At 58.1% G+C, this 20549-nt stretch carries 18 protein-coding genes; 9 read left to right on the top strand and 9 right to left on the bottom strand.

The features are described from left to right. Positions 1 to 280: 280 nt before the first annotated feature. On the bottom strand, positions 281 to 580 hold the full coding sequence (locus WCA10_RS02305) for a hypothetical protein (RefSeq protein ID WP_472820866.1): 300 nt from the start codon (positions 578 to 580) through the stop codon (positions 281 to 283). A 302-nt stretch (positions 581 to 882) separates the two neighbouring features. Continuing rightward, positions 883 to 2364 (bottom strand): amidohydrolase, encoded by a 1482-nt coding sequence (locus tag WCA10_RS02300; RefSeq protein WP_472820865.1) that lies wholly within the window; start codon positions 2362 to 2364, stop codon positions 883 to 885. A 185-nt stretch (positions 2365 to 2549) separates the two neighbouring features. Between WCA10_RS02300 and WCA10_RS02295 the strand changes: the two genes are divergently transcribed. The 3 genes from WCA10_RS02295 to WCA10_RS02285 all read left to right on the top strand — a co-directional run bounded on the left by WCA10_RS02295 (position 2550) and on the right by WCA10_RS02285 (position 6968). Beyond that, positions 2550 to 3575 (top strand): alcohol dehydrogenase, encoded by a 1026-nt coding sequence (locus tag WCA10_RS02295; protein ID WP_472820864.1) that lies wholly within the window; start codon positions 2550 to 2552, stop codon positions 3573 to 3575. Positions 3576 to 4076: 501 nt separating this feature from the next. After that, a complete protein-coding gene (gene alaC, locus WCA10_RS02290; protein ID WP_472820863.1) occupies positions 4077 to 5276 on the top strand; it encodes an alanine transaminase in 1200 nt (399 codons plus the stop codon). A 1350-nt stretch (positions 5277 to 6626) separates the two neighbouring features. Then, a complete protein-coding gene (locus tag WCA10_RS02285; RefSeq protein WP_472820862.1) occupies positions 6627 to 6968 on the top strand; it encodes a GIY-YIG nuclease family protein in 342 nt (113 codons plus the stop codon). 166 nt (positions 6969 to 7134) lie between these two features. Here WCA10_RS02285 and WCA10_RS02280 read toward each other — a convergent pair whose 3' ends face one another. Further along, a complete protein-coding gene (locus WCA10_RS02280; RefSeq protein WP_472820861.1) occupies positions 7135 to 7812 on the bottom strand; it encodes a hypothetical protein in 678 nt (225 codons plus the stop codon). A 333-nt stretch (positions 7813 to 8145) separates the two neighbouring features. Between WCA10_RS02280 and WCA10_RS02275 the strand changes: the two genes are divergently transcribed. Beyond that, positions 8146 to 8433 carry a hypothetical protein gene (locus tag WCA10_RS02275; RefSeq protein WP_472820860.1) on the top strand — a complete coding sequence of 96 codons (288 nt, stop codon included), beginning with the start codon at positions 8146 to 8148 and terminating at the stop codon, positions 8431 to 8433. A 60-nt stretch (positions 8434 to 8493) separates the two neighbouring features. Here the strand turns inward: WCA10_RS02275 and WCA10_RS02270 are convergent, their stop codons facing one another. From WCA10_RS02270 to WCA10_RS02245, 6 genes are all read right to left on the bottom strand, one after another. Beyond that, positions 8494 to 9210 carry a hypothetical protein gene (locus WCA10_RS02270; protein WP_472820859.1) on the bottom strand — a complete coding sequence of 239 codons (717 nt, stop codon included), beginning with the start codon at positions 9208 to 9210 and terminating at the stop codon, positions 8494 to 8496. Positions 9211 to 9927: 717 nt separating this feature from the next. Continuing rightward, positions 9928 to 10479 carry a hypothetical protein gene (locus tag WCA10_RS02265; protein ID WP_472820858.1) on the bottom strand — a complete coding sequence of 184 codons (552 nt, stop codon included), beginning with the start codon at positions 10477 to 10479 and terminating at the stop codon, positions 9928 to 9930. A gap of 65 nt (positions 10480 to 10544) precedes the next feature. Further along, entirely contained in the window at positions 10545 to 12908 is a 2364-nt protein-coding gene (locus tag WCA10_RS02260; RefSeq protein ID WP_472820857.1) for a PilZ domain-containing protein, read from the bottom strand. Positions 12909 to 13303: 395 nt separating this feature from the next. After that, positions 13304 to 13543 (bottom strand): hypothetical protein, encoded by a 240-nt coding sequence (locus WCA10_RS02255; RefSeq protein WP_472820856.1) that lies wholly within the window; start codon positions 13541 to 13543, stop codon positions 13304 to 13306. A 206-nt stretch (positions 13544 to 13749) separates the two neighbouring features. Then, positions 13750 to 14175: a hypothetical protein gene (locus tag WCA10_RS02250; protein ID WP_472820855.1), complete on the bottom strand. Its 426-nt coding sequence runs from the start codon at positions 14173 to 14175 to the stop codon at positions 13750 to 13752. A 256-nt stretch (positions 14176 to 14431) separates the two neighbouring features. After that, positions 14432 to 14995 carry a BON domain-containing protein gene (locus WCA10_RS02245; RefSeq protein ID WP_472820854.1) on the bottom strand — a complete coding sequence of 188 codons (564 nt, stop codon included), beginning with the start codon at positions 14993 to 14995 and terminating at the stop codon, positions 14432 to 14434. A 380-nt stretch (positions 14996 to 15375) separates the two neighbouring features. Here WCA10_RS02245 and WCA10_RS02240 point away from each other — a divergent pair, with 380 nt between their 5' ends. From WCA10_RS02240 to WCA10_RS02220, 5 genes are read left to right on the top strand one after another with little or no spacing between them, the layout of a single operon-like run. Further along, entirely contained in the window at positions 15376 to 16734 is a 1359-nt protein-coding gene (locus WCA10_RS02240; protein WP_472820853.1) for an acetyl-CoA hydrolase/transferase family protein, read from the top strand. Positions 16735 to 16761: 27 nt separating this feature from the next. Next, on the top strand, positions 16762 to 17058 hold the full coding sequence (locus tag WCA10_RS02235; RefSeq protein ID WP_472820852.1) for a 4Fe-4S dicluster domain-containing protein: 297 nt from the start codon (positions 16762 to 16764) through the stop codon (positions 17056 to 17058). Further along, complete coding sequence (vorB, locus tag WCA10_RS02230; RefSeq protein WP_472820851.1) at positions 17043 to 18110, top strand: 3-methyl-2-oxobutanoate dehydrogenase subunit VorB; 1068 nt, start codon at positions 17043 to 17045, stop codon at positions 18108 to 18110. The genes WCA10_RS02235 and vorB overlap by 16 nt, the downstream gene beginning before the upstream one ends. Then, positions 18103 to 19569, top strand: a complete 1467-nt coding sequence (locus WCA10_RS02225; RefSeq protein ID WP_472820850.1) for a 2-oxoacid:acceptor oxidoreductase family protein — start codon at positions 18103 to 18105, stop codon at positions 19567 to 19569. Before vorB ends, WCA10_RS02225 begins: the two co-directional genes overlap by 8 nt. Next, on the top strand, positions 19566 to 20546 hold the full coding sequence (locus tag WCA10_RS02220) for a branched-chain amino acid transaminase (protein ID WP_472820849.1): 981 nt from the start codon (positions 19566 to 19568) through the stop codon (positions 20544 to 20546). Before WCA10_RS02225 ends, WCA10_RS02220 begins: the two co-directional genes overlap by 4 nt. Positions 20547 to 20549: the final 3 nt, after the last annotated feature.

Here is a 20549-nt window from a genome sequence, read left to right as displayed (position 1 = left end):
CTCTAAGAAGAATTTGATGTGTCATTCTGAGCGAACGGGGCCCCGAACGTAGTTCAGTTCGGGGGTGGTGAACGAAGAATCTGCTTTTTCATTCACTGAACATTAGCGACCACCGTAGCTCTCCCATCCAAGCTCCGCTTGGGTGGGAAAGCATGATCCCACTTAATGTTCAAATAGTGAGTAGCGCCAAGCCTCATTGATGAATGCGGTTGCCCTAGCAGTTTCAAAGTGGCGCAACTTCCGGTTTGCCCACCATCGACCAACGATCAGAAAGACGCCATCAGATCAATCGGTTCGCTTGAGCCTCCGCCAAGAGTTCGGGGTGTCTGCGTAGGGTCGGTTGAATGAGATTGCGGTCGAATTCGGCTAAAATCCCGCCGATGGCCTGCACAATCTTCTTGAACTCATCCTCAGGCTCAACCAACCGGCTTTGCTCAATGACTGCCATTAGTTCTTTGTCGCACGCGCTGATTGCCAACAGCAGTAGGCTTGCCTGATCAGCTTTTGAGAATAGATTGGTTGATCTCTCTGAGGATCGTTCGACCTTTGTTGGCGGGTTTGCTTCGCCATCGGGCAGCACACGAACCTCCGCCCTGTCACCAACCGACAACGCTCCTATTTCCCAAACTGAACTTACGGAGTTAGGCTCCTCGCTGTAGTCAATCGCCTGAATCCATAGAGATCCAGGGGAATCTCCTCCACCATCATCATTTGAGAAATTCAGATGTACGCTGAGCCACCCCTTGGAGTTAAGGGACGCTTTGACAGGAACCCCATCGTTCACCGCAACTTGGACGCGCATAGCACGGAGTCTATACCAGTGAACACGGATTCCGGTCCAATCACCGCCAACTCAGACCTTTAACGATTCTTCGCCATGGCCTACTTCCCCCGATAATCGATCAGCGGCTTCTGCCCCTCCGGAATCGCCGAACGATACGTTTTCCCCGCAAGCTCTTTCTCAAAATCCGCCTTGGCCGCAGCGACCAACTCCGGCTTCGTCAACAAATCCACAGCCGTATCGGCAAGCGCCTTCGAAGCCACCACCATCCCATCCTGCCCGATAGCCATGCCCGCACTCGCCGCAGCCTGCCACGTGTGCGCCGCCGCGCCAGGCACAAACGTTGCCGTCGTAAATCCGATCGTCGGCACCACCCAGCTCACATCGCCAACATCCGTCGACGCGGAGGGCGCGTTCGGATCGGGCTTGTGAAATGGTTCAACCAATTTCGTCTGATCGAGACTCGGCAACGTGTCCAGACCGAATGTCTTCTGCAGATCCCGTGCAAATTTCTGTTCATCCGCGCTCATCGTGTAGCCGCCCACTTCCTCCAGATTCTTCTGCGCGACCTGCGCGAGAGCATCGTTCCCGATGATGTCCGCATCGCTCCCGATATCCGTCACCTCAAGCGTCGTTCCCGTCATCAGCGCAGCGCCTTTGGCGATGTTGAGAATACGCTCCCAAATCTCCTGCAGTGTCGCATTCGAAGGACTGCGCGCCATCAGGTCCATCTGCGCCAAGTCGGGCACAATGTTCGGCGCCACTCCGCCCTTCGAAATGATGTAGTGCATGCGCGTAGCGCTCGGCACATGTTCGCGCATGAATTCAATTCCATTCCCCATCAGCATCACCGCATCCAGCGCCGACCTGCCGCGATCGGGAGCCATCGCTGCATGCGCCGCGATTCCGTGGAACGTGAACTTCGCCGAAGTCACCGCCAGCGCCCCGCCATCGATCACCGCATTCCGATCGCCCGGATGCCAGTGCAGCACCACGTCTACATCCTTGAACAGCCCCGCGCGCACCATGTACACCTTGCCCGATCCACCCTCCTCCGCCGGAGTTCCGTAGTAGCGCAGCGTCCCCTTCACATGGTTCGCCTCCATATACTGCTTCACCGCAACCGCCGCCAGCGCCGCGCCCGAACCCAGCAGATTGTGTCCGCATCCATGCCCCGGCGCACCCACCGTCACCGGCGCTCGCTCCGGCACTGCCTGCTGCGACAATCCCGGCAGCGCATCAAACTCGCCCAGAATCGCCACCACCGGCTTCCCCTCGCCATAGCTCGCGATAAACGCGGTAGGCTCGTCCGCCACGCCGCTCTCTACCGAAAACCCCGCCGCCTTCAACTGCGCCTGCAGCAGCGCCGAGCTCTTATTCTCGTGATACCCAAGCTCCGCAAACCCCCAGATCTCCTTCGAAACCTGCTTCCAGTTCGCACTGTTCGCCTCCACCAGTTTCTCCACCTGCTGATGCGCAGCGTCGCTCGTCTGCGCCTGCACCGGCAGTGCGCCCACCAGGCACAACGTCAGAATTCCAACAGCAAAACAACGGCACACGGCGGATCGCGAGTCTTCTCTCATTGCGGCCAAGATCCTCTTTTTTTTTGAAGAATGGGAATGCTGCACTGTTCGTGAAGATTATTGGAGCAAGCTCATCGGCGCAAGGGCTAACGCGCAAATCCCGACCGCACTTCCACTAACTTTAACCATCTTTTTTGCAACTTACCCATCGCCGTCCCATCCAAGGCGCAGGAGAAGACTGTCTCATGCCACCAGTAAAAGGCCGTTCCATGCAGGTCCCCGCCCCCGGCGGTGCGTTCCAACTCGTCCAGAAAGAATTCCCCGAGCCCGGCCCCGGCCACGTACGCATCCGCGTGCAAGCCTGCGGCGTCTGCCACTCTGACTCGCTGACCAAAGAAGGCCATTGGCCCGGCCTGCAATTCCCGCGCGCCCCCGGCCACGAAGTCGCCGGCATCGTCGACGCCGTCGGTCCCGACGTCCCTCTCTTCAAGCCCGGCCAGCGCGTCGGCCTCGGATGGCATGGAGGCCACTGCAACTACTGCCCGCCCTGCCGTCGCGGCGACTTCATCCTCTGCGAAAACCAGCCCATCAGCGGCATCAACTACGACGGCGGCTATGCCGACTACGTGATCGCTCCCGCCAACGCCCTCGCCTTCATGCCCGACGAGCTCAACCTCACCGACGCCGCCCCGCTCCTCTGCGCCGGCATCACCACCTTCAACGCCCTCCGCAACTCCGGCGCCCGCACCGGCGACACCGTCGCCATCGTCGGCATCGGCGGACTGGGCCACCTCGCCATCCAGTACGCCGCCAAGGCCGGATACCGCACCGTCGCCGTCGCTCGCGGCGAAGACAAGGCTGCCCTCGCCAAACAACTCGGCGCGCACCTCTACATCGACACCACCTCGCAGGACCCCGCCAAGGAACTCCAGAAAATCGGTGGCGCCCACATCATCCTCTCCACCATCACCAGCGCCAAAGCTCTCGAATGGGTGATCGATGGCCTCGCCCCCGCCGGCAAATTCATCCTCGTCGGCGCGCCTGAAGACGGCCCTCTCACCGTCAGCCCCTTCCCGCTCCTCCTCGGCCGCCGCACCGTCGCCGGATGGCCCTCCGGCACCGGCATGGACTCCGAAGATACCCTCAAATTCAGCGCCCTCACCGGCGTCAAATCCATGAACGAGGTCTACCCCTTAGATAAAGCCGAGGAAGCCTACGCCAGAATGATCTCCGGCAAAGCCCGCTTCCGCGTAGTGCTGAAGGTCAGTTGAAGTAGGGACTAGGGAAGTAGGGACAAAGGGACAAAGGGACAAAGGGACACAGGGACATAGGGACTAGACAAAGACCAGGTGCCCCATCCATTTCGCAGTCCTATCGCGAAATGGGTGGGAAGCCACGAACGCTAATCCCGCACAGCCCCGTCATCCTGAGCGGACTCGAAGGACCTGCCAGAGCCCCGTCATCCTGAGCGAAGTCAAGGGACCTGCCAGAGCCCCGTCATCCTGAGCGAAGTCGAAGGACCTGCTTGTCGCCGATGCCTCAGTCCCCACGGAACCAGCCTCGTTATAATTTCCCCATGCCGCACCCCCACCATCCCGCCGCCCACGCGATCGCGGCCCGTGCGGCGGCTCCGGCCGCCTGAGACCGTCCTACCTCATCCCCAAATCCAAAAGATCGGCACGCAAGGTGATGAGTCCCTATGTCCCTTAGTCCCTATGTCCCTGCACTTCACTGTCCACTGTTCACGGTCCACTGTCATACTTGAGGAAGCCATGGAAGAGTTCAGCCGCATTCAGCGCCTCCCGCCCTACGTCTTCAACATCACCGGCGAGTTAAAGGTCAACGCCCGTCGCCGCGGCGAAGACATCATCGACTTCGGCATGGGCAATCCTGACGGAGCCACGCCCAAACACATCGTCGACAAGCTTGTCGAAGCCGCGCAGAAGCCCGTTACCCATCGCTACTCCGTCTCCCGCGGAATCCCGCGCCTCCGCAAGGCCATCTGCAACTGGTACAAGACGCGCTACGACGTCGACCTCGATCCCAACTCCGAAGCCATCGTCACCATCGGCTCCAAAGAGGGCATCGCCCACCTGTGCCTCGCCATCCTCGACTCGCGCGACACCGTCCTCGTCCCCAATCCCAGCTACCCCATCCACATCTATGGTCCCGTCATCGCCGGAGCCCACGTCGTCAGCGTCCCCGTCCACGACTGCGACCAGTTTCTAGCCGAGCTCGAATCCATCATCCCCCGCATGACCCCGCGCCCCAAGGCCCTCATCGTCAACTTCCCATCGAACCCTACAACCCAAACGGTGGAACTGCCCTTCCTCGCCCGCCTCGTCGCCCTTGCCCGCGAGTATGGATTCCACCTCATCCACGACCTCGCCTACGCCGACCTCGGCTTCGACGGATACAAGCCCCCCTCCGTCCTCCAGGTCCCCGGCGCCAAAGATGTAGCCGTCGAATTCTTCACGTTGTCCAAGAGCTACAACATGCCCGGCTGGCGCGTAGGATTCATGGTCGGCAACCCAGTCCTAGTCAACGCCCTCGCCAGATTGAAAAGTTACTTCGACTACGGCACCTTCACGCCCATCCAGGTCGCCAGCATTCTCGCCCTCGAAGGCCCGCAAGACTGCGTAACCGAGATCCGCGAAAACTACCGCCGCCGCCGCGACGTTTTGATTGAAGGATTAAACCGCGCCGGCTGGGTAGTCCCATCTCCGAAAGCAACAATGTTCGTCTGGGCCAAAATCCCCGAGGCCTACTCGGCCCTTGGCTCTTTGGAGTTCAGCAAGCTGCTGCTGACAGAAGCCAAAGTAGCCGTAAGCCCCGGCATAGGCTTCGGCGACTACGGCGACGGTCATGTGCGTTTCAGCCTAATAGAAAACGAAGAGCGCACAAGACAAGCCATCCGCGGCATCAAGCAAATGCTGGCGAAAAGCGTGCTGGTGCCGCAAACTCAGGTGTGAAGGTCTGCGAAACGGGAGCCGGATCGCAATTCTGATATCGTGACGGCGGTGGAAGATGGGAATAACTGATGGACTGATGACGGTCGCGAACACGCTTCGCGCAGCTGACAAGATAAGCGAGTACAAACAGATTCTGGATGCGATGGAGAGGATTGCCGAACTGCAACTCGAGTTGCAGGAGTCCCGCGCACGTCTTGTTCAAGTTCAGACCGAGCTGGATGCAATCAAAGCGGATCAAATGAATGCGGACCAGATAAACGAGTTCTATCAACTTTTCGAGTTGAAAGGGAGGTATTACTGCCCGCACTGCTGGATCGTTGACAAGAGGCTGGGCCCAGTCGTGTTCGCAGCTGGAGGCCACGGTCGTCTGCAATGTAGGCGGTGCAAGCAGGACTTCGCTTGGAGTCACAATCCAATTCAACCGGGTTCATAACAGGCCGGAGCAACTGTGACCCGGGGTGCACGATGTCTCGCTTTTGAGATCCGGGAAAGCGGGAAAGCACGAACCCACTCCAGCCCGTGTCATCCGAAGCGGAGAATCTTGCGTCACCGCCAATGCCTAATCACTCATGTGCGGCGTCCCTATCCCAATTCTTTTTGAGAATCTCGCGTCGCAACTCGCTAAGAGTTTTGGTACCATCTTTTGCTTCGAAACAGAGGTAGGCGGCGAGCAAGGATGATCCTGCAACCAGTGCGACGCGCCAGGCAATAGGAATTTGAATCCAGAGTGCACCGAGCGCGAAGGGTACCGTCGCCACAGTCATTCCTAATTCGAATTTCAACCTTAGTACAAGTGATCTGAGATATCGGTGACCAACGGGCTCGCGCTCGAATGCTAGCCGCAGATATTCATACTATTCAGCGAGGTGGCTTTCGTATCCGGGAGTCTTACAGAGTGCGTTGTCGAAGAAGACTTCGATCCGTGCACCTATTTTCTCTGCAATGAGTCCGCAAGTTAGGACTATTAGCAGCGCCGTTGTCGCCGAAAGCCCGGGAAGATCATTCACATAGTGGTGACAGCTTGGTACTCGTTGCCAAAGGACAATCGAGAAAGTTGAAATTGCATAGAATCCGGGAATAACGAGAGTCACAACAGGCCTGAATACTTCGGAGTGAAATGTCGCAGTCAGTTCCTTCATGTTGATCCTGATATTACGCTCGGCGCACGAGTTCAAGCCTTTGAGCCTGGGAAGCGAAAAAACCCACCCCAGCCCGTGTCATCCTGAGCGGAGCAGCTTGGGGCCCCGTGAACGCGCAGCGTTCATGGGGTAAGCGGAGCGAAGGATCCGCTTCTCGCACCCGTGACCGCAAACACTTCCCGTCCCCCGCCGTTTCGTTACCGTTCTTCCAATGGACGAGCTCTCCTATGACACATACATCATCGCCAGCAGAAGCAGAACCATCTACGTCGGTGTGACTGGCGACCTGCGCCGACGCGTCTTCCAGCACAAGCAGAAGAAGCATCCCGGATTCACCGCGCGCTACAACTGCAACCGTCTCGTCTGGTTCGAGAGTTTCAGCGAAGTAAGCGCCGCGATCCAACGCGAAAAGGAAATCAAAGGATGGACGCGGGTCAAAAAGATCGCTCTCATTGAACATGCAAATGCGACCTGGGAAGATCTGAGCGAGCCGTGGTTTCCGCAGTTGGCAACCGGGGAAGCGCCAGGAAAAGCAGATCCTTCGCTACGCTGACCCCGCAAAAGATGCGGGGCCCCAAACTGCTCCGCTCAGGATGACACCTTGAGGTGAGGCCTGAGGCGGGTGAATCTTCAGCGAAGAGCCTTCGACATCCACGCGCCGGTGCCCACTCACCGCCGCAAAGCGATGAATGGGCATCCAGCATTGCAGGCTGCGACGATTAGAGACGGCCCACTTCTCTGAGAGGCTCAGGTGTGCCGCGGGCGATATGCCACGTGACGTAGTACATTGAGTTGCTGCCGCAGCCGGTCGCGGAGTCGGTACCCGGCTGCGGGGTTTCGTGGCGATAGGGTCCGTTCGCCGTTTTGGCCATCAGGTCCTTGTAGGTGAGCGTGACTTGCTCGGCGGCGACTGGACCGTCGCAGTTGGCCGTGAGGATGCTCTTAATTTCGCCGGCGAGCCAGCCGGCGATGGCGCCAAGAATCGTGCCGAGGCCGGGGAGGATGGCCGTGCCAAGCGCGGTTCCGCCTGTAACCAAACCTTTTTCAGCCAGAGAACTTCCGACGGTTTCCAGTGCCTTGTCGACGGTGCCTTCACTGGAGTGGCCGGCGTTGACGATGAGGTAGTTGAAAACCACGCTGCCGTTGGTGGGAACGACGACGTTGGGGAAGGACAGACCGACGGCGTGCGTTCCGTTGTTGACGTCGCCCATCGACTTCTTCAGCGTCTGAGGCGTCCCTTTGCCCGAGGCATCGCGGACGAGAAGGGTGAAGGAGACGTAATCGGTATCGTTGTGGCGCGAACGCGTGTCGGTGATGCGGAAGGAATCGAGTGAGAAGGTCGCGGTTTGGATTTCCGGGCGTATATGAACGCCGGTGAGCACGGGGGATGCTGGCATGGGGTCTCTCCTTTTCGGTTGATCCGGGAGTGTCCCAGACTTTTACTACTGGGGCACACATATAATCGTGACGACGACAAGGCTTTCGTTTCATCTCTTCGCGAACGCGGCTGCCCTGAATATCTTCACTGGTGTGGGTACACGACCCTTTGAAAGCAGAACCGCGGTGGGTCTGTACCCCATTCATCGCGGTCCCATCGCGATGAGTTGGCCTCGCAAAGCCAAAAGAGCAGTCCAGAAAACCGCATTCCGCAGCGGCAGCTTGGCAAATGGTTCCCAGTGCATGCCGCGCTGGTGTACCTTGTTGGATCAGTCCCCCAAGGAGGTTTCAACATGCCAGTCGCCGTACAGCAGGATTTTTCCGGAGCTACTCTTGCGCAATACGACCAGGTGGTCCAGAAGATGGGATTTCGTCCCGGAGGTCCCGGTGCACCTGGCGGTCTCTTTCATTGGGTAACCAAGACCGATGCAGGTATCCGCATAATCGACGTGTGGGAGAGCAAGGATCAGTTTGAGAAATTCGCCGCAGCGAAGATTGGACCAATTTCTGCTCAGGCGGGCATCACCCAACCGCCAAAGGTCACCTTCTTCGAGATCCATAACTATCTAACCGAAGGCTGAGGGATGATCCCTGCGCGTTGTCAGGTCTCTGGCGAAAAGCTCTGACATTGATTGATTGCGTCAGTACCCCAGCGCCGGCCCCGGCGTCCCATCCGACCATTTCCAGACGGGGACCATCATGATCGTCACCCGCTCTTCAGGATCGTTCGCTGCGATCACCGGAGAGCCCTCCCCATCGGCGCCCCAGCTTTTCGCCGCGTCGCCCGCAACAAAAATCATCAGGTGTGGATGCCATTGCATGCCGCGGTCGTTCAGGTACTGCTGCTTCGACATCATGTAGCACATCGATCCCGGCTCCAGCGGCGGCAGTTCCTTGCTGTCCAGTGCCGCCGAGGTTGCTGCGAGAATCTCTGCCTTTGATTTTCCCGCCAGCACCAGCCTCGTCTTCATCAAAAAGATGGGCGCAAACGTCCTTGCCGCCGCTGGATTGAAGCAGATGGGCGAACGAATCTTGGGATTCCAGAACTCCGCATCCGTCGTCATCGCGCCCCATGATCGTTCCACAACGCAGAGAAAACCATTCGTGCCTTTCACTGCTGTTGTGAATCCCGTCCGTCCCAGCACCATCACTTCGGCCCCGTCTGAAATGGACGCGGGCGCACCGCTGCGAGCCAGCGCGATTTCAGCATTCTGGTCTGGCACCAAATACGCATCGACCGCGGCCATGGCCGGATACGCAGCCTTCTCCGCCTGCGCGCGTGCCTGAGAAAGAGCGCCGGGCAGAGCCATCGGAACCAGCAATGCTAAAGCGATGATCGCAACATTGTTCTTCCGCACAAAACCTCCCCGCAGGCGCATTCCGGTCGCCGGGTCTGGCGACGCCTAATACTAGATCACAATCGGCCGGGTGCCTCATAGTCTGTCCTGAGCGCAGTTGAAGGATCTCGCTTCTACCGGGGTCCCCAGCGACAGATCTTCGTTGCTGGGGTAGTTGAGACCTGGGAAAGCACGCACCCACCCCAGCCCGCGTCATCCTGTGAGCGGAGCGAAGGATCCGCTTCTCGGAGACCGCGATGTCAACCCCTTTGCTCCAAGATTCTTCTCCAAACCGTTCATTCCAAACCGCAAAAACTTTCGGCCATTTTGCAGGTAATTTCCCCCTTCCGGCGCACAATGAACTCAAATGCAAATCCTCTCTCACACGAGTCCTCAAATGCGCATTACAAGCCGGTCTGTATTCCCTAATCCCTGTTCCCTAGTCCTTAGTCCCTGGTCCCTAATCCCTGGTCCCTTGTCCCTAACTAACCCCTGTCTTTTGAAACCTCTACAGCGAACCTCAATTCACACAGACCTTTAGCGCCACCCTCGTCTGCAAACCAATGTAAACAAGACCTTTACCCTAAGAGAGGGGATAATAGGGGTCCCAAGGAGTTACGTCCATGTTCAACGAATGCCGACATATGGGCGAAGGTCGGGCAAGAATCACCGGGAGCTGCGCACACGCTGCCTTTCCCGAAGATTTCTCGGGCGATCTCACAGATTCCCTCGTTTGTGCTACGAAGCCTGCTCCATCGATTCGGAATTGGGTTCTGACAATGGCAGGCCATTCAGGAACTGCGCCAGTTTCGTCAGATCCATGCGCGTCGTCCCGTTCGCTTCGCCGGAGTGCTGCTCTTTGTCCGGCGGCTGCAGAAAACTGAATCCCACTCCGCCGGCGCCGATTCGTATCACGGTGGAGTAGACAGTCAACGTCTCTCCCCGTGCTCCATCATCTGTCCGCTCCAAGGTTACCGGAAACCCGGTGCCGGGGATCCACCGCTCTTCCGTCACCATGAAAAACCCTGCGATGCTGATGTCGCCAACCTTGTACACCTTGGAGGAATGAACCATCCCAAGATACGCCACCACGGGCGGCATGCCATGGCGCTTGGCAACACGCTGGTCCGGAACAATCCAGCGCATCAGACGCTTTATCAGGGGATCTTTGGCGCGGGCAGCCATCATCTTCTTCTCCAATGGGAGGGTAGTGGAGTGAATGACCTTGATCTCAGCCAGGTGCGGAGTCTCTGGAGCCTTGTCGATTCCGCGCTGCCTTAGCACGTCCATATTCGCAGATTCCTTTCGAGCAAACCAGTACCAATGACTGCGGAAGGAAACCAACACCCGCGCGATCAAAGGAATCGAGCAAGGGTGAATCTGTCCGTTGCTTGCGAAGGCTGGATGTCGTGGCTCGCCGGATTCAAGCCCTCCGGCATCACGAACTCGGCCGCCACACCGTCTGATCCTCGGCGAACGATCTTCGAAAGGACCGTGATAGACTGCTTCCGCTCGCCCTTTGCGCAAGGCTTTTGCAAGGTCATCTGGATCATTGTTTCCGGCATCCAGCGATCCTCGGTCAGCAGATAAAAGCCAGTCATGCTGATGTCCGCGACATCATGCGGCTTCGGTGATCCGCCGGTATAGTAGTGGGCCACCATGCCAGGAACATACCGTCGATAAGCGCGTCGACGATCGCTCGAAACCGGAGCAACGGGGTTGAGCCAGCGCTTGAAGCGCTCCCCAAAACTCGGTGGTCCGGCTTTCGATTTTCCATTCCCTTCCGTGCGTTCGCTCGACGGCTTCGGGTGGGCTTTCGGCGCAATGCTCCTGACCGGCACAACGGCCTTGGGTTCAACCTTGACCTGTTTCGGAGCGGATGCCGCGCTTGGAGCAGAAACACCGGCTTTCGCCGCAGGAACTTCCGGCTTCGGCGTCTGCACCGTATCGTGAACCGCGGCAGTCACCTCCGGAGATTTGGGCCTTGCGGCTGTTTCCGCTAACTTCACATGAAGCCGCTCGCGGGAGTTGTTTGCAGCCTCGATAGAAGGTTTCTTCTCCTGGATAGCGGCAACCAAGTCTTTAGCCGCCACCCTCGAGCTCTCAGCGGACGCGGAAGTCGCACTCTGGGAATGATCACTTGCTCCGATCCCGGCCGCGATCCCTTGCCTCGTTGTGCCCGGCGCAACGACGCTCTTCTCCGGCTTCGAACCCGCCGTCTCCAGGGGTCCTCGCACCCTTGTTGCAGTTTGTGTACGCACACTCTCTTTTGGGAGACCAGCTTCGCTCGCAAACCTCGCCGCTCTCGAGGGCGTCGAAGCTTCAGCCGGGGAATCAGCTGACTTTGCAACCGGTGCTGACTTCACCTGGTCGCCTGTCCTCCTCACTTTTGCGGCTTGTTCCTCCAACTCTGGGGTAGCTGGACGCGTTTGGCCCTGTGATTGAACCGCCGCGAGAGAGTTGATCGCAGTAGGCGCGCTCACTTGCCACATTGCAAAGTTGGCCACTGTAAATGTCGTCGCCTGGGGTGGCTGGGAAACGGCAGTCGTTGTCGGAACGGGAGTCTGCACTGGCATCGTCTTCGCCGGTGCAGTCGCGCTTTCCCGCGGCCGCTCGATTCGTTCGGCTGTCTCCCGCGGAACGGTGGCAAAATCGGGTACGGCTTTCTTTGGCTCCGGAATCTGTCGCAAGTGGAGAGCGTCGGACGCTTTGGAATCAGGTTCTACTCCTGGCGGATTCTCATCCGGTGGAGTGGCAGTGACAGCGCCAGGCGCAGGTGGAATTCTCGGCGCGCTTCCGGGTCTCGGATTGCGCGGAATCCAGGCCGACGACAACGACGGCGCATCCACCCAGTTCGAAAAAAGGTCTTCGACGCCCCCTTGCTGCCCAATAACGACCGACTTACTTTCGCTCGCGGGCTCCTCAATGATCGCTTGAGTGGTCGATACAACCGGTCTTTCGCCTGCGGTCGCGTCCCTCGCCTCGTTGGACGAAGTCTCTTCTGTTTCCGTCGATTTGAAAATTGGGGATTGGAATGGCTCTTCGGCTTTCTCCGCCGAAATTCCCGCGGCACCGGGAACGCCCTTAGCCAATTCCGGTGTCTCCGTCGGACCCACCGCGGATACGGCGAGAGGCTCAACTACTGTCGGCGCGGCCGGAGCGGCGCCCTCGGCCATTCTGGTCACTACAGATGGAGATGCCTCCGTCAGTACGGAGCTGACCGCAGTTCGCTGTTCTTTGCCCTTTTTATCGAAAAGGCCTTTGAGCCTCCCTGCAGAAGATCGGGCACTCGCAACGGTAGGTTTGATATCGGATGCGTCTGCGGCAGCAATCTGGCGCTCAATCTCTTCTTCGACGCCGATAATCAGACGATCGCCTCGTCCGGTTTGCGAGAATTTCAACGTCTGGCGCGCCAGAACGAGCACACCCGCAACCTCGCGTCGGTAGGGCGGGAACTCGGCCCCAGGGACAATCTCCACCGCTTCGATCACTCGCTGGTCCCAGTCGAGGTAGAGCAAATCGAACGGGAAAAGCCGGGGTACTGATTGAATTGCAGAGAAAGGACATATCCAGAGCCCCGATTCCGTGTCCAATCCGAGCCCGCTCACGAGCACTTTCAAAACCTTCAGAGGCTCATTCACACCGTCGGCAGCAGTCACCTTCGAACTGAGGAAAACTCCTCGCGCGAGATTGTAGACGCAATAGACTCTGGTATCCATAGGGCCACTGTCTTCGGGAAGACGGGATGCGCTTGTTCGCCGGCGTTCGCCTTGATTTCCCTTTCGGCTCCCTGATCGGAAACCAATCGTAGCAAAGGATTTTCTCAGTTTGGGAGACGAAATTCAATCGGAACCAGCGTAGAATCGGCCCGCTCACGTCCTGGGTTGAGAGGTAAGTGGGCCTGCGGTTGCAGCTAAACCTCTGGTTCAAAAGGAGAAATCTTGATGATGAAGCTGTCCGGTAGGCGGGAAAATCCTTTCATGGAACAAGGAATTCTTCTCCGATTTGGAGGTCCGAAACACTTGGATTTGGAAGAAGAGGGGTCAGCCCGACGCGTCTGGGGTCGCGCCCGGCTGACTGTGCGGGGGAAAAGCAGGGCTGCAGCGATGTCGGTTTAAAGAACAGTCAGGCGGGTGACCACGGTGCAATAGGGCAGGTGCGTCGTCCTTTTGACATGATTGTCGCCATTCGCCTGCTCGGGCATCCCGAGTTCGGGCTTGAGGACTTCCATAAGCTTTTCGACGCGGTTTTTCTGAGCGCAAAGCTGCTCGAAGGATTTCAGAATCTTGCTCAGCTCTGATGAAGCCTCATCGTAAGCAAACCGGTAAACGTCTTTATGAACGTTCTCTCGCATAGAAGTTCTCCACGATTGAGAGTTTAGCCATTTACCCCAAATGAGGCATCGCACGATCGTTGTAACAAAAGTACAACTTCCATCCTGCCCTTATGGCGCTAATGAGCAATCTTACGTGATCTAAGTCACAGATAAATGAGCGTTATAACTCCCCAAGCGGCGCAGCCTTGCACCGCCCCTTATCGGACTCAGATGATCATCATCGGTTACCTGCGGCCGAAATCCGGGTTCGCCACCTCTCCTTCCCGAATGCGGCGCCAGCATTCTGCCACTCGAAACCCGTCTGAACCGTCAATAGGAAGCATGTTTGCCGCTACGCAGCACACATTTGCCAGGCTGAAGAGCGGAAACCATGGCTCAACAATGATCAGAAGCAGGTTCACACAAGGGCCCGCCAGCGCGATGAGCAGATTCTGATTGACCGTTCCCTGTTCGCGAACGGTGAAAAAGCCTTTGTTCCATTGAACTCCAACGCGTTTCACACGCACGCCTAGCGCCGCAGCTGCCGCGAGATGCCCACATTCGTGCAGGATCATCGCAATTACTCCCAACGCAAAGCCCTGCATGACAGGTAGAAACAAATGAATCCAGTTGATGTGCATCTGCTCAGTTCCCCCAACGCATAGCTGCATTGCGTACTTCAATCTTCACTGCGTTGGGCTCCGCACGGACGAATGCCATCGCGGAAACGAATACGCAATTACCGATTGGGGAATCTCTGGATGCACCGTTCCAAAAGGGAATTGAACGCAGAAGAGCCCCGGCCGAGGGCGGCAGCCGGGACTCATTTATCTCCAACGTCAGCGGAGGTATAACTTCTATCTACTTTTCGACCCTTCACATGGATTTTCGACCCATCACTCGGAATCATCCAATGGGTCTATGCACCTAAGAGTTGGTGATCGAGTGCTTCTTGGGATTGACTTCGATTTCGTTCACCACCTGCTGCACGTTTGGCACCTTCTTGGCGAGATCTTCGGCTTCCTTCTTCTGTTTAGCCGTCTTGACCGATCCCTTTAGTACAAGCGTGCCATTCTTTGCCGAACCTCTGATGCTCTGATCATTCAGGCTGGCGTGGGCCTTGATTGCTGCCTTAAAATTGTCTTCGATGGCGCTGTCGAGATTTGAAGCCACCGAACCCGCTTCGCTGGCACCCGCAGGCCATACGCCGACCTCATCGGCAACCTTGTAGTCGGGCGCCGCCTGTTTGGCGACACTTTCCGCCTGGTTCTTCATATCCTGGGAATCGACATTGCCCTTCAGCGTCATGACGCCCTTGTCGCGGTCCTGCGAAACGCTGACAGCACTGAGATTGTTGTTTTTAAGTGAGTCGGTAACCGCTGACTTCTCGTCAGGGTGGGAGGGCTTGTTACAGCCTGCAACAACCATGACTCCTGCCAGAACGGCGGCGGAGCTGAGCAGAAATGTGTGGCGGGACCCTGTAAGTTTCATATATTCCTCTCCTGATTCAATCCTTGTTGAACGTTCAACGCATGTCTCTTACAGCATTTGAGATGTGATGCGTTGAAGGGCGGTTGTCCCCCTTCCCGGTGCGCAATCGTCGTCCGCTTCGGGAGGTCGCACGCGCTCAAGCACTTGCGGATGTGCAGACTTGTCGCCTTGACCTGCATCCAGCGGCACCTCCGCGTTCACCCTGACCCGACCTTCGATTCCGGTTTTCGAGACCATTTCAGGCAGTGAAAGTGCTCTCGATCAACATGCCCTTCCGGGCAGTGACGGGTGACTGTCATCACAGTCCGGATTCGGTGGACGAGAGCAACATATTCCGGGCTTTGGGAGATGTTTTCTGTCGCCCGAAGTTGATGCAGGCCTTGAAGTTGTTAAGTGAACGGGCCGGGGGACAAAACATTGTGAACTGGCGAGAGAAATACCGCGACAAGTGCATGAGCGCTGCGCAAGCCATGAAGTCTGTGCGGTCGGGAGATCGCGTCTGGATTCAACCGAGTTGCGGCACGCCGAAACCGCTCATTGATGCGCTGGTCGCGCGCGCCTCCGAGGTTATTGATGTGGAACTGGTCCACATGAAGACACTGGGTGAGGCGGAGTACACGAAACCCGAATATGAGGGCCACTTTCGGCATCGCGGCCTATTCCTCGGTGAAAACGTGCGCGAAGCGGTCGCCGCCGGACGTGCCGACTACACGCCGATCTTCCTCAGTGAGATCGAGGCCCTTTTTGAAACCGGCGCCTTGCCGCTCGATGTGGTTTTGATGCAAGTGACGCCGGCCGATGCCCACGGATTCGTAAGCCTCAGCACGACGGTTGACTGCACGCTGACAGCGGCGCGATGCGCCAAGATCGTGATCGCGGAAGTAAACGATCGCGCGCCGCGCACGCACGGCGACACCTCCATCCACGTGAGCCAGATCTCAGCATTTGTCGAGACTTCGCGGCCGCTGCTTGAGTTGCGTTCCGAGCCTTTTACTGAAATTCATGTGCGCGTTGCTCGCCACGTTGCATCCCTGATTCCCGACGGCGCGACGCTGCAGACCGGAATTGGGGCTATCTCCGAAGCGGTGCTGAACTGTCTCGGCGACAAGCGCGACCTCGGCATTCACACCGAAATGTGTCCCGACGGCGTGATTGATTTGATGGAAGCGGGCGTCATCAATGGATCGCGCAAATCGCTGCATCGCGGCAAGGCAGTTGCAGCATTTGTTCTCGGCACACAGAGACTCTTCGACTACATCAACGAGAATCCGAGCTTCGAGTTCCGTTCGATCTCTTACACCAACGATCCATTTGTAGTTGCGCAGAATGATCGAATGGTCGCCATCAATTCCGCGCTGCAGGTAGATCTGACTGGGCAGGTTTGCGCCGATTCACTGGGTACGAGGCCCTATAGCGGGTGCGGCGGTCAAATTGACTTTATTCGCGGCGCGGCACGTTCCAGGGGAGGCGTTCCGATTATCGCGCTACCTGCAACTGCCTGCCGCGGCTCTGTCTCCCGTATCGTTCCGGTTCTGGAGCCCGGAGCGGGCGTAGTGACGTCGCGCGCAGACGTGCACTACGTCGTGACCGAGCACGGAATCGCCTACCTGCACGGGAAAACGCTGCGGGAACGCGCTAAGGCGCTGATCGGCATTGCTGATCCGCGCTTCCAGCAGGAGCTTCAGGACTTCGCGCTAAGTGCGCACTACCTGGAACGCAAGACAGCCACGTATGCATAACGTGGCCATGACGAAGAGGAGTGAACCATGACCTTCACGGAAGGCTCTATTGCGGGCAAACGGGATCGAGGTCTCCTGCGCGTCGATGTGAATGAGTGCAAGGGATGCGGGCTGTGTATCGAGGCGTGCCCTCCCAACGCGATTCACCTCAGCGATGAGCTCAATCATTACGGCTATCGCACCGCAACCTATAACGGTTCAGGATGTACGGGCTGCGGAATCTGCTTTTTTGCTTGTCCCGAGCCTGGGGCAATCACAGTCCTGCGTCTGCGCCGCGGCGCAGCAATGCAACTGGAGGAGGCCCTGGCATGCGCAAGCAACTGATGAAGGGTAACGAAGCGATTGTAAAGAGCGCGATCCTTGCCGGGTGTCGCGCCTTCTATGGATATCCGATCACGCCGGCCAGCGAAATTACAGAAGCCGCAGCACTCTATATGCCGCTAGCCGGTGGCGTCTTTCTGCAGGCCGAGAGCGAAGTAGCCGCAATCAACATGCTCTATGGCGCCTCGTCAGCCGGTATCCGCTGCATGACGGCCTCGAGCGGACCCGGCATCAGCCTGATGCAGGAGGGTGTCAGCTACATGGCGGGCGCCGAGCTTCCATGCGTAATCGCCGACATCACGCGCGGCGGGCCCGGCCTCGGCAACATCGCATCGGAACAGAGCGATTATCACCAGGTGGTGAAAGGCGGAGGCAACGGAAATTACCGGACAATCGTGCTCGCTCCCTACTCCGCGCAGGAGATGGCCGATCTGACTACGCTCGCCTTTGAACTTGCCGATCGCTATCGCAATCCCGTGGTGATCCTGGCCGACGGTTTTGTGGGTCAGATGATGGAACCGGTCGAGTTTGCCGAAGCGGCTATTCCGCCCAGGCTGCCGGAATGGGCGGTGGCTGGAACGGCCGAAACACGAGCCAATATGATTACCTCGCTGCACATGGGCACAGACGATCTTGAAGCGCACGTGAATGCGCTCGAAGCCAAGTACCGCCAGGCTGAGCAGCGCGAAACGCGGGCGGAACACTGGTACACCGAAGACGCCGAGATCGTTCTCGTCGGATACGGCATCGTCGGGCGCATCCTCAAAGCCGTTACGGCCGATGCACGCGCCATGGGCATTAAGGTCGGTTTGTTGCGGCCGATCACCCTGTATCCATTCCCTTCCACCGATTTCCAGCGCCTCGCCAATCGCGCTCATTCGTTTGTCGTGGTCGAGATGAGCAATGGCCAGTTGATCGACGACGTTCGCCTGGCACTGAATGGCAAGCGGCACGTCGAGCTTCTCAATCGCATGGGCGGCAACGTGCCTTCGCATGAAGCGGTCCTGAAGTTTGTTCTGGCTATCGCGGAGAAGGAGCAGATGGCCCATGTCTAATCAAGTGGAATCGGATTACGAAGTTGTGCACTCGAAGGCAAAAGTCTTCTACGAGACCTATGAGCGCAAAGAAGAGCTACAGCACCAGACGCATTATTGTCCCGGCTGCGGACACGGCATCGCGCACAAGATGCTGGCCAGGGCCATCGACGAGCTGGGTATCCAGGATCGGACCGTCTTGATCAGCCCCGTCGGCTGCTCGGTCTTCGCGTATCACTACTTCGATGTGGGCAATATCCAGGCTGCTCATGGACGTGCGCCGGCGGTTGCGACCGCCGCCAAGCGCAGTCATCCGCACAGCATCGTCATCAGCTACCAGGGCGACGGCGATTTGTCGGCGATCGGTTCGGCCGAGATTCTGCATGCCGCCAATCGCGGTGAGAACATTACTGTGATCTTCGTCAACAACGCTATCTACAGCATGACGGGCGGGCAGGCGGCACCGACAACCCTGCTTGGCCAAAAGAGCACCACGACGCCGCTCGGCCGCAGCGCCGCGAACGAAGGCTATCCGCTTCGGATGAGTGAATTGCTTGCCACGCTTGACGCTCCTGTCTACATTGAGCGCGTCGGCCTTGGCGACAACAAGCAAATTGCGCAAGCTGCGCGCGCCATCAAAAAGGCAGTCGAGAACCAGGTGCAAGGGCTCGGCTTTTCGCTGATCGAGGTTCTGGCGCCTTGCCCGACGATCTGGAAGATGTCGGCCGTCGATGCGCAGCACTGGGTCCGCGACGTAATGGAGAAGACATATCCGCTGGGTGTGGTTTGCGACCGCACGAAAGAGCGGCAGCCGCGTGCCATTGCGGGTCCGGGACCCCGGCTTGAGGAGATTCCAGCCTTGCTGGGAATCGTCCATGATGACCAACCAGACGTTCCCTCGGCGTGTCGCGAAATCGATGATGTCGATCTGCATGTGCGGGTCGCCGGCTTCGGCGGCCAAGGCGTGTTGCTTCTCGGCGAAATCCTGGCAGAAGCAGGCCTTGATGCCGGCCTCGAAGTCTCATGGCTGCCTTCGTATGGCCCGGAGATGCGTTCGGGCACTTCCAATTGCCACGTACGCGTCTCGAAGAACCCGATCGATTCGCCCCTCGTGACGGTGCCCAATTTTCTCGTCGCGATGAATGAACCGTCCTTGCGCAAGTTTGACCTGAGCGTGAAGCCGGGCGGATGGGTCATCTACAACGGCGACGCTTTTCCCGCGGACTGCGAGCGGGACGACGTAAACGTATTGGCGTTGAACTTTACCCGTGCTGCCGATGAGCTGGGCGATCCGCGGGCCGCCAACATGGTGATGCTGGGAGCGCTGCTCGAGATCACCGGCGGCCTGCCGCAGGCCAGTATCGATGCGGCGCTGCGCCGTCTGGTCAAGTCAGAGCGGTGGTATCAGCTAGATGGGCTTGCCCTGGCGCGAGGGCGTGCGCTTTACCGCGAATCGCGCAACAAAGAGGTTGCACAATGAAAGCCGCTTCCGATCCAAATCTCATCGTTTACTTCAACGACAAGTACATGCCGCTGCGCGATGCGCAGGTCAATATCCTCACCCATGCGCTGCACTACGGCACCGGAGTCTTCGAAGGCGTCCGCGCACATTGGGTTCCCACCGAAGACGAACTGTTCATCCTGCGCGCACCCGAACACTACGAGCGTTGGAAGAAGAACTGCGGCATCCTGCGCATTCACGTTCCTGCCACAGTGCCGGAGCTTTGCGCGATCACCGTGGAATTGATGCGTCGAAACGCCTTCCGCACCAACGTTTATGTCCGGCCGCTTGCCTACAAGTCCGCCGAACGCATCGGCGTCAGCACCGACGACCAGAATGCGTTTGCCATTGTTGCCCTTCCCTTTGGCGAATACTTGCATAGTGACAATGGGCTGCATGCAGGCGTAAGCTCCTGGCGTCGGATCGAAGACAATGCGATTCCGGCGCGCGCCAAAATCTGCGGCGCCTATGTGAACAGCGCACTGGCCAGCGACGACGCACGGCAGGCAGGCTTCGACGAAGCCATCTTCCTCAACGAAAATGGACACGTTGCCGAAGGCGCCACCTGCAACATCTTCATGGTGCGCGACGGCAAGCTGATCACGCCCTCGGTCACGGAAAACGCGCTTGAAGGCATCACGCGCCATTCCATCATGGAACTCGCGTTTCGCGAAATGGGGCTGCGCGTCATCGAAAGGCCGATCGACCGCAGCGAACTCTACATATGTGACGAACTCTTCTTCACTGGCACGGCCGTCGGCGTGGCGCCTATCGTGCGCGTCGATCATCGCCCGGTGAAGGATGGAACCATCGGCGCGGTAACGCAAAAAATACAGCAGTTGTATTTCGATGCGACCCGCGGACACCTGCAGGCTTACTGGAACTGGCTTACCCCGGTTTACCAATCACGGATGACGCACGAGCAGGAATTCGTCTCCACAGTTGAAGCGATGTAGACG

It is taken from the genome of Occallatibacter sp. (assembly GCF_049582745.1).
GTDB lineage: Bacteria > Acidobacteriota > Terriglobia > Terriglobales > Acidobacteriaceae > Telmatobacter.
Note: the sequence above shows the minus strand (reverse complement) of the source record. Positions and strands in the feature narration are given on the sequence as shown.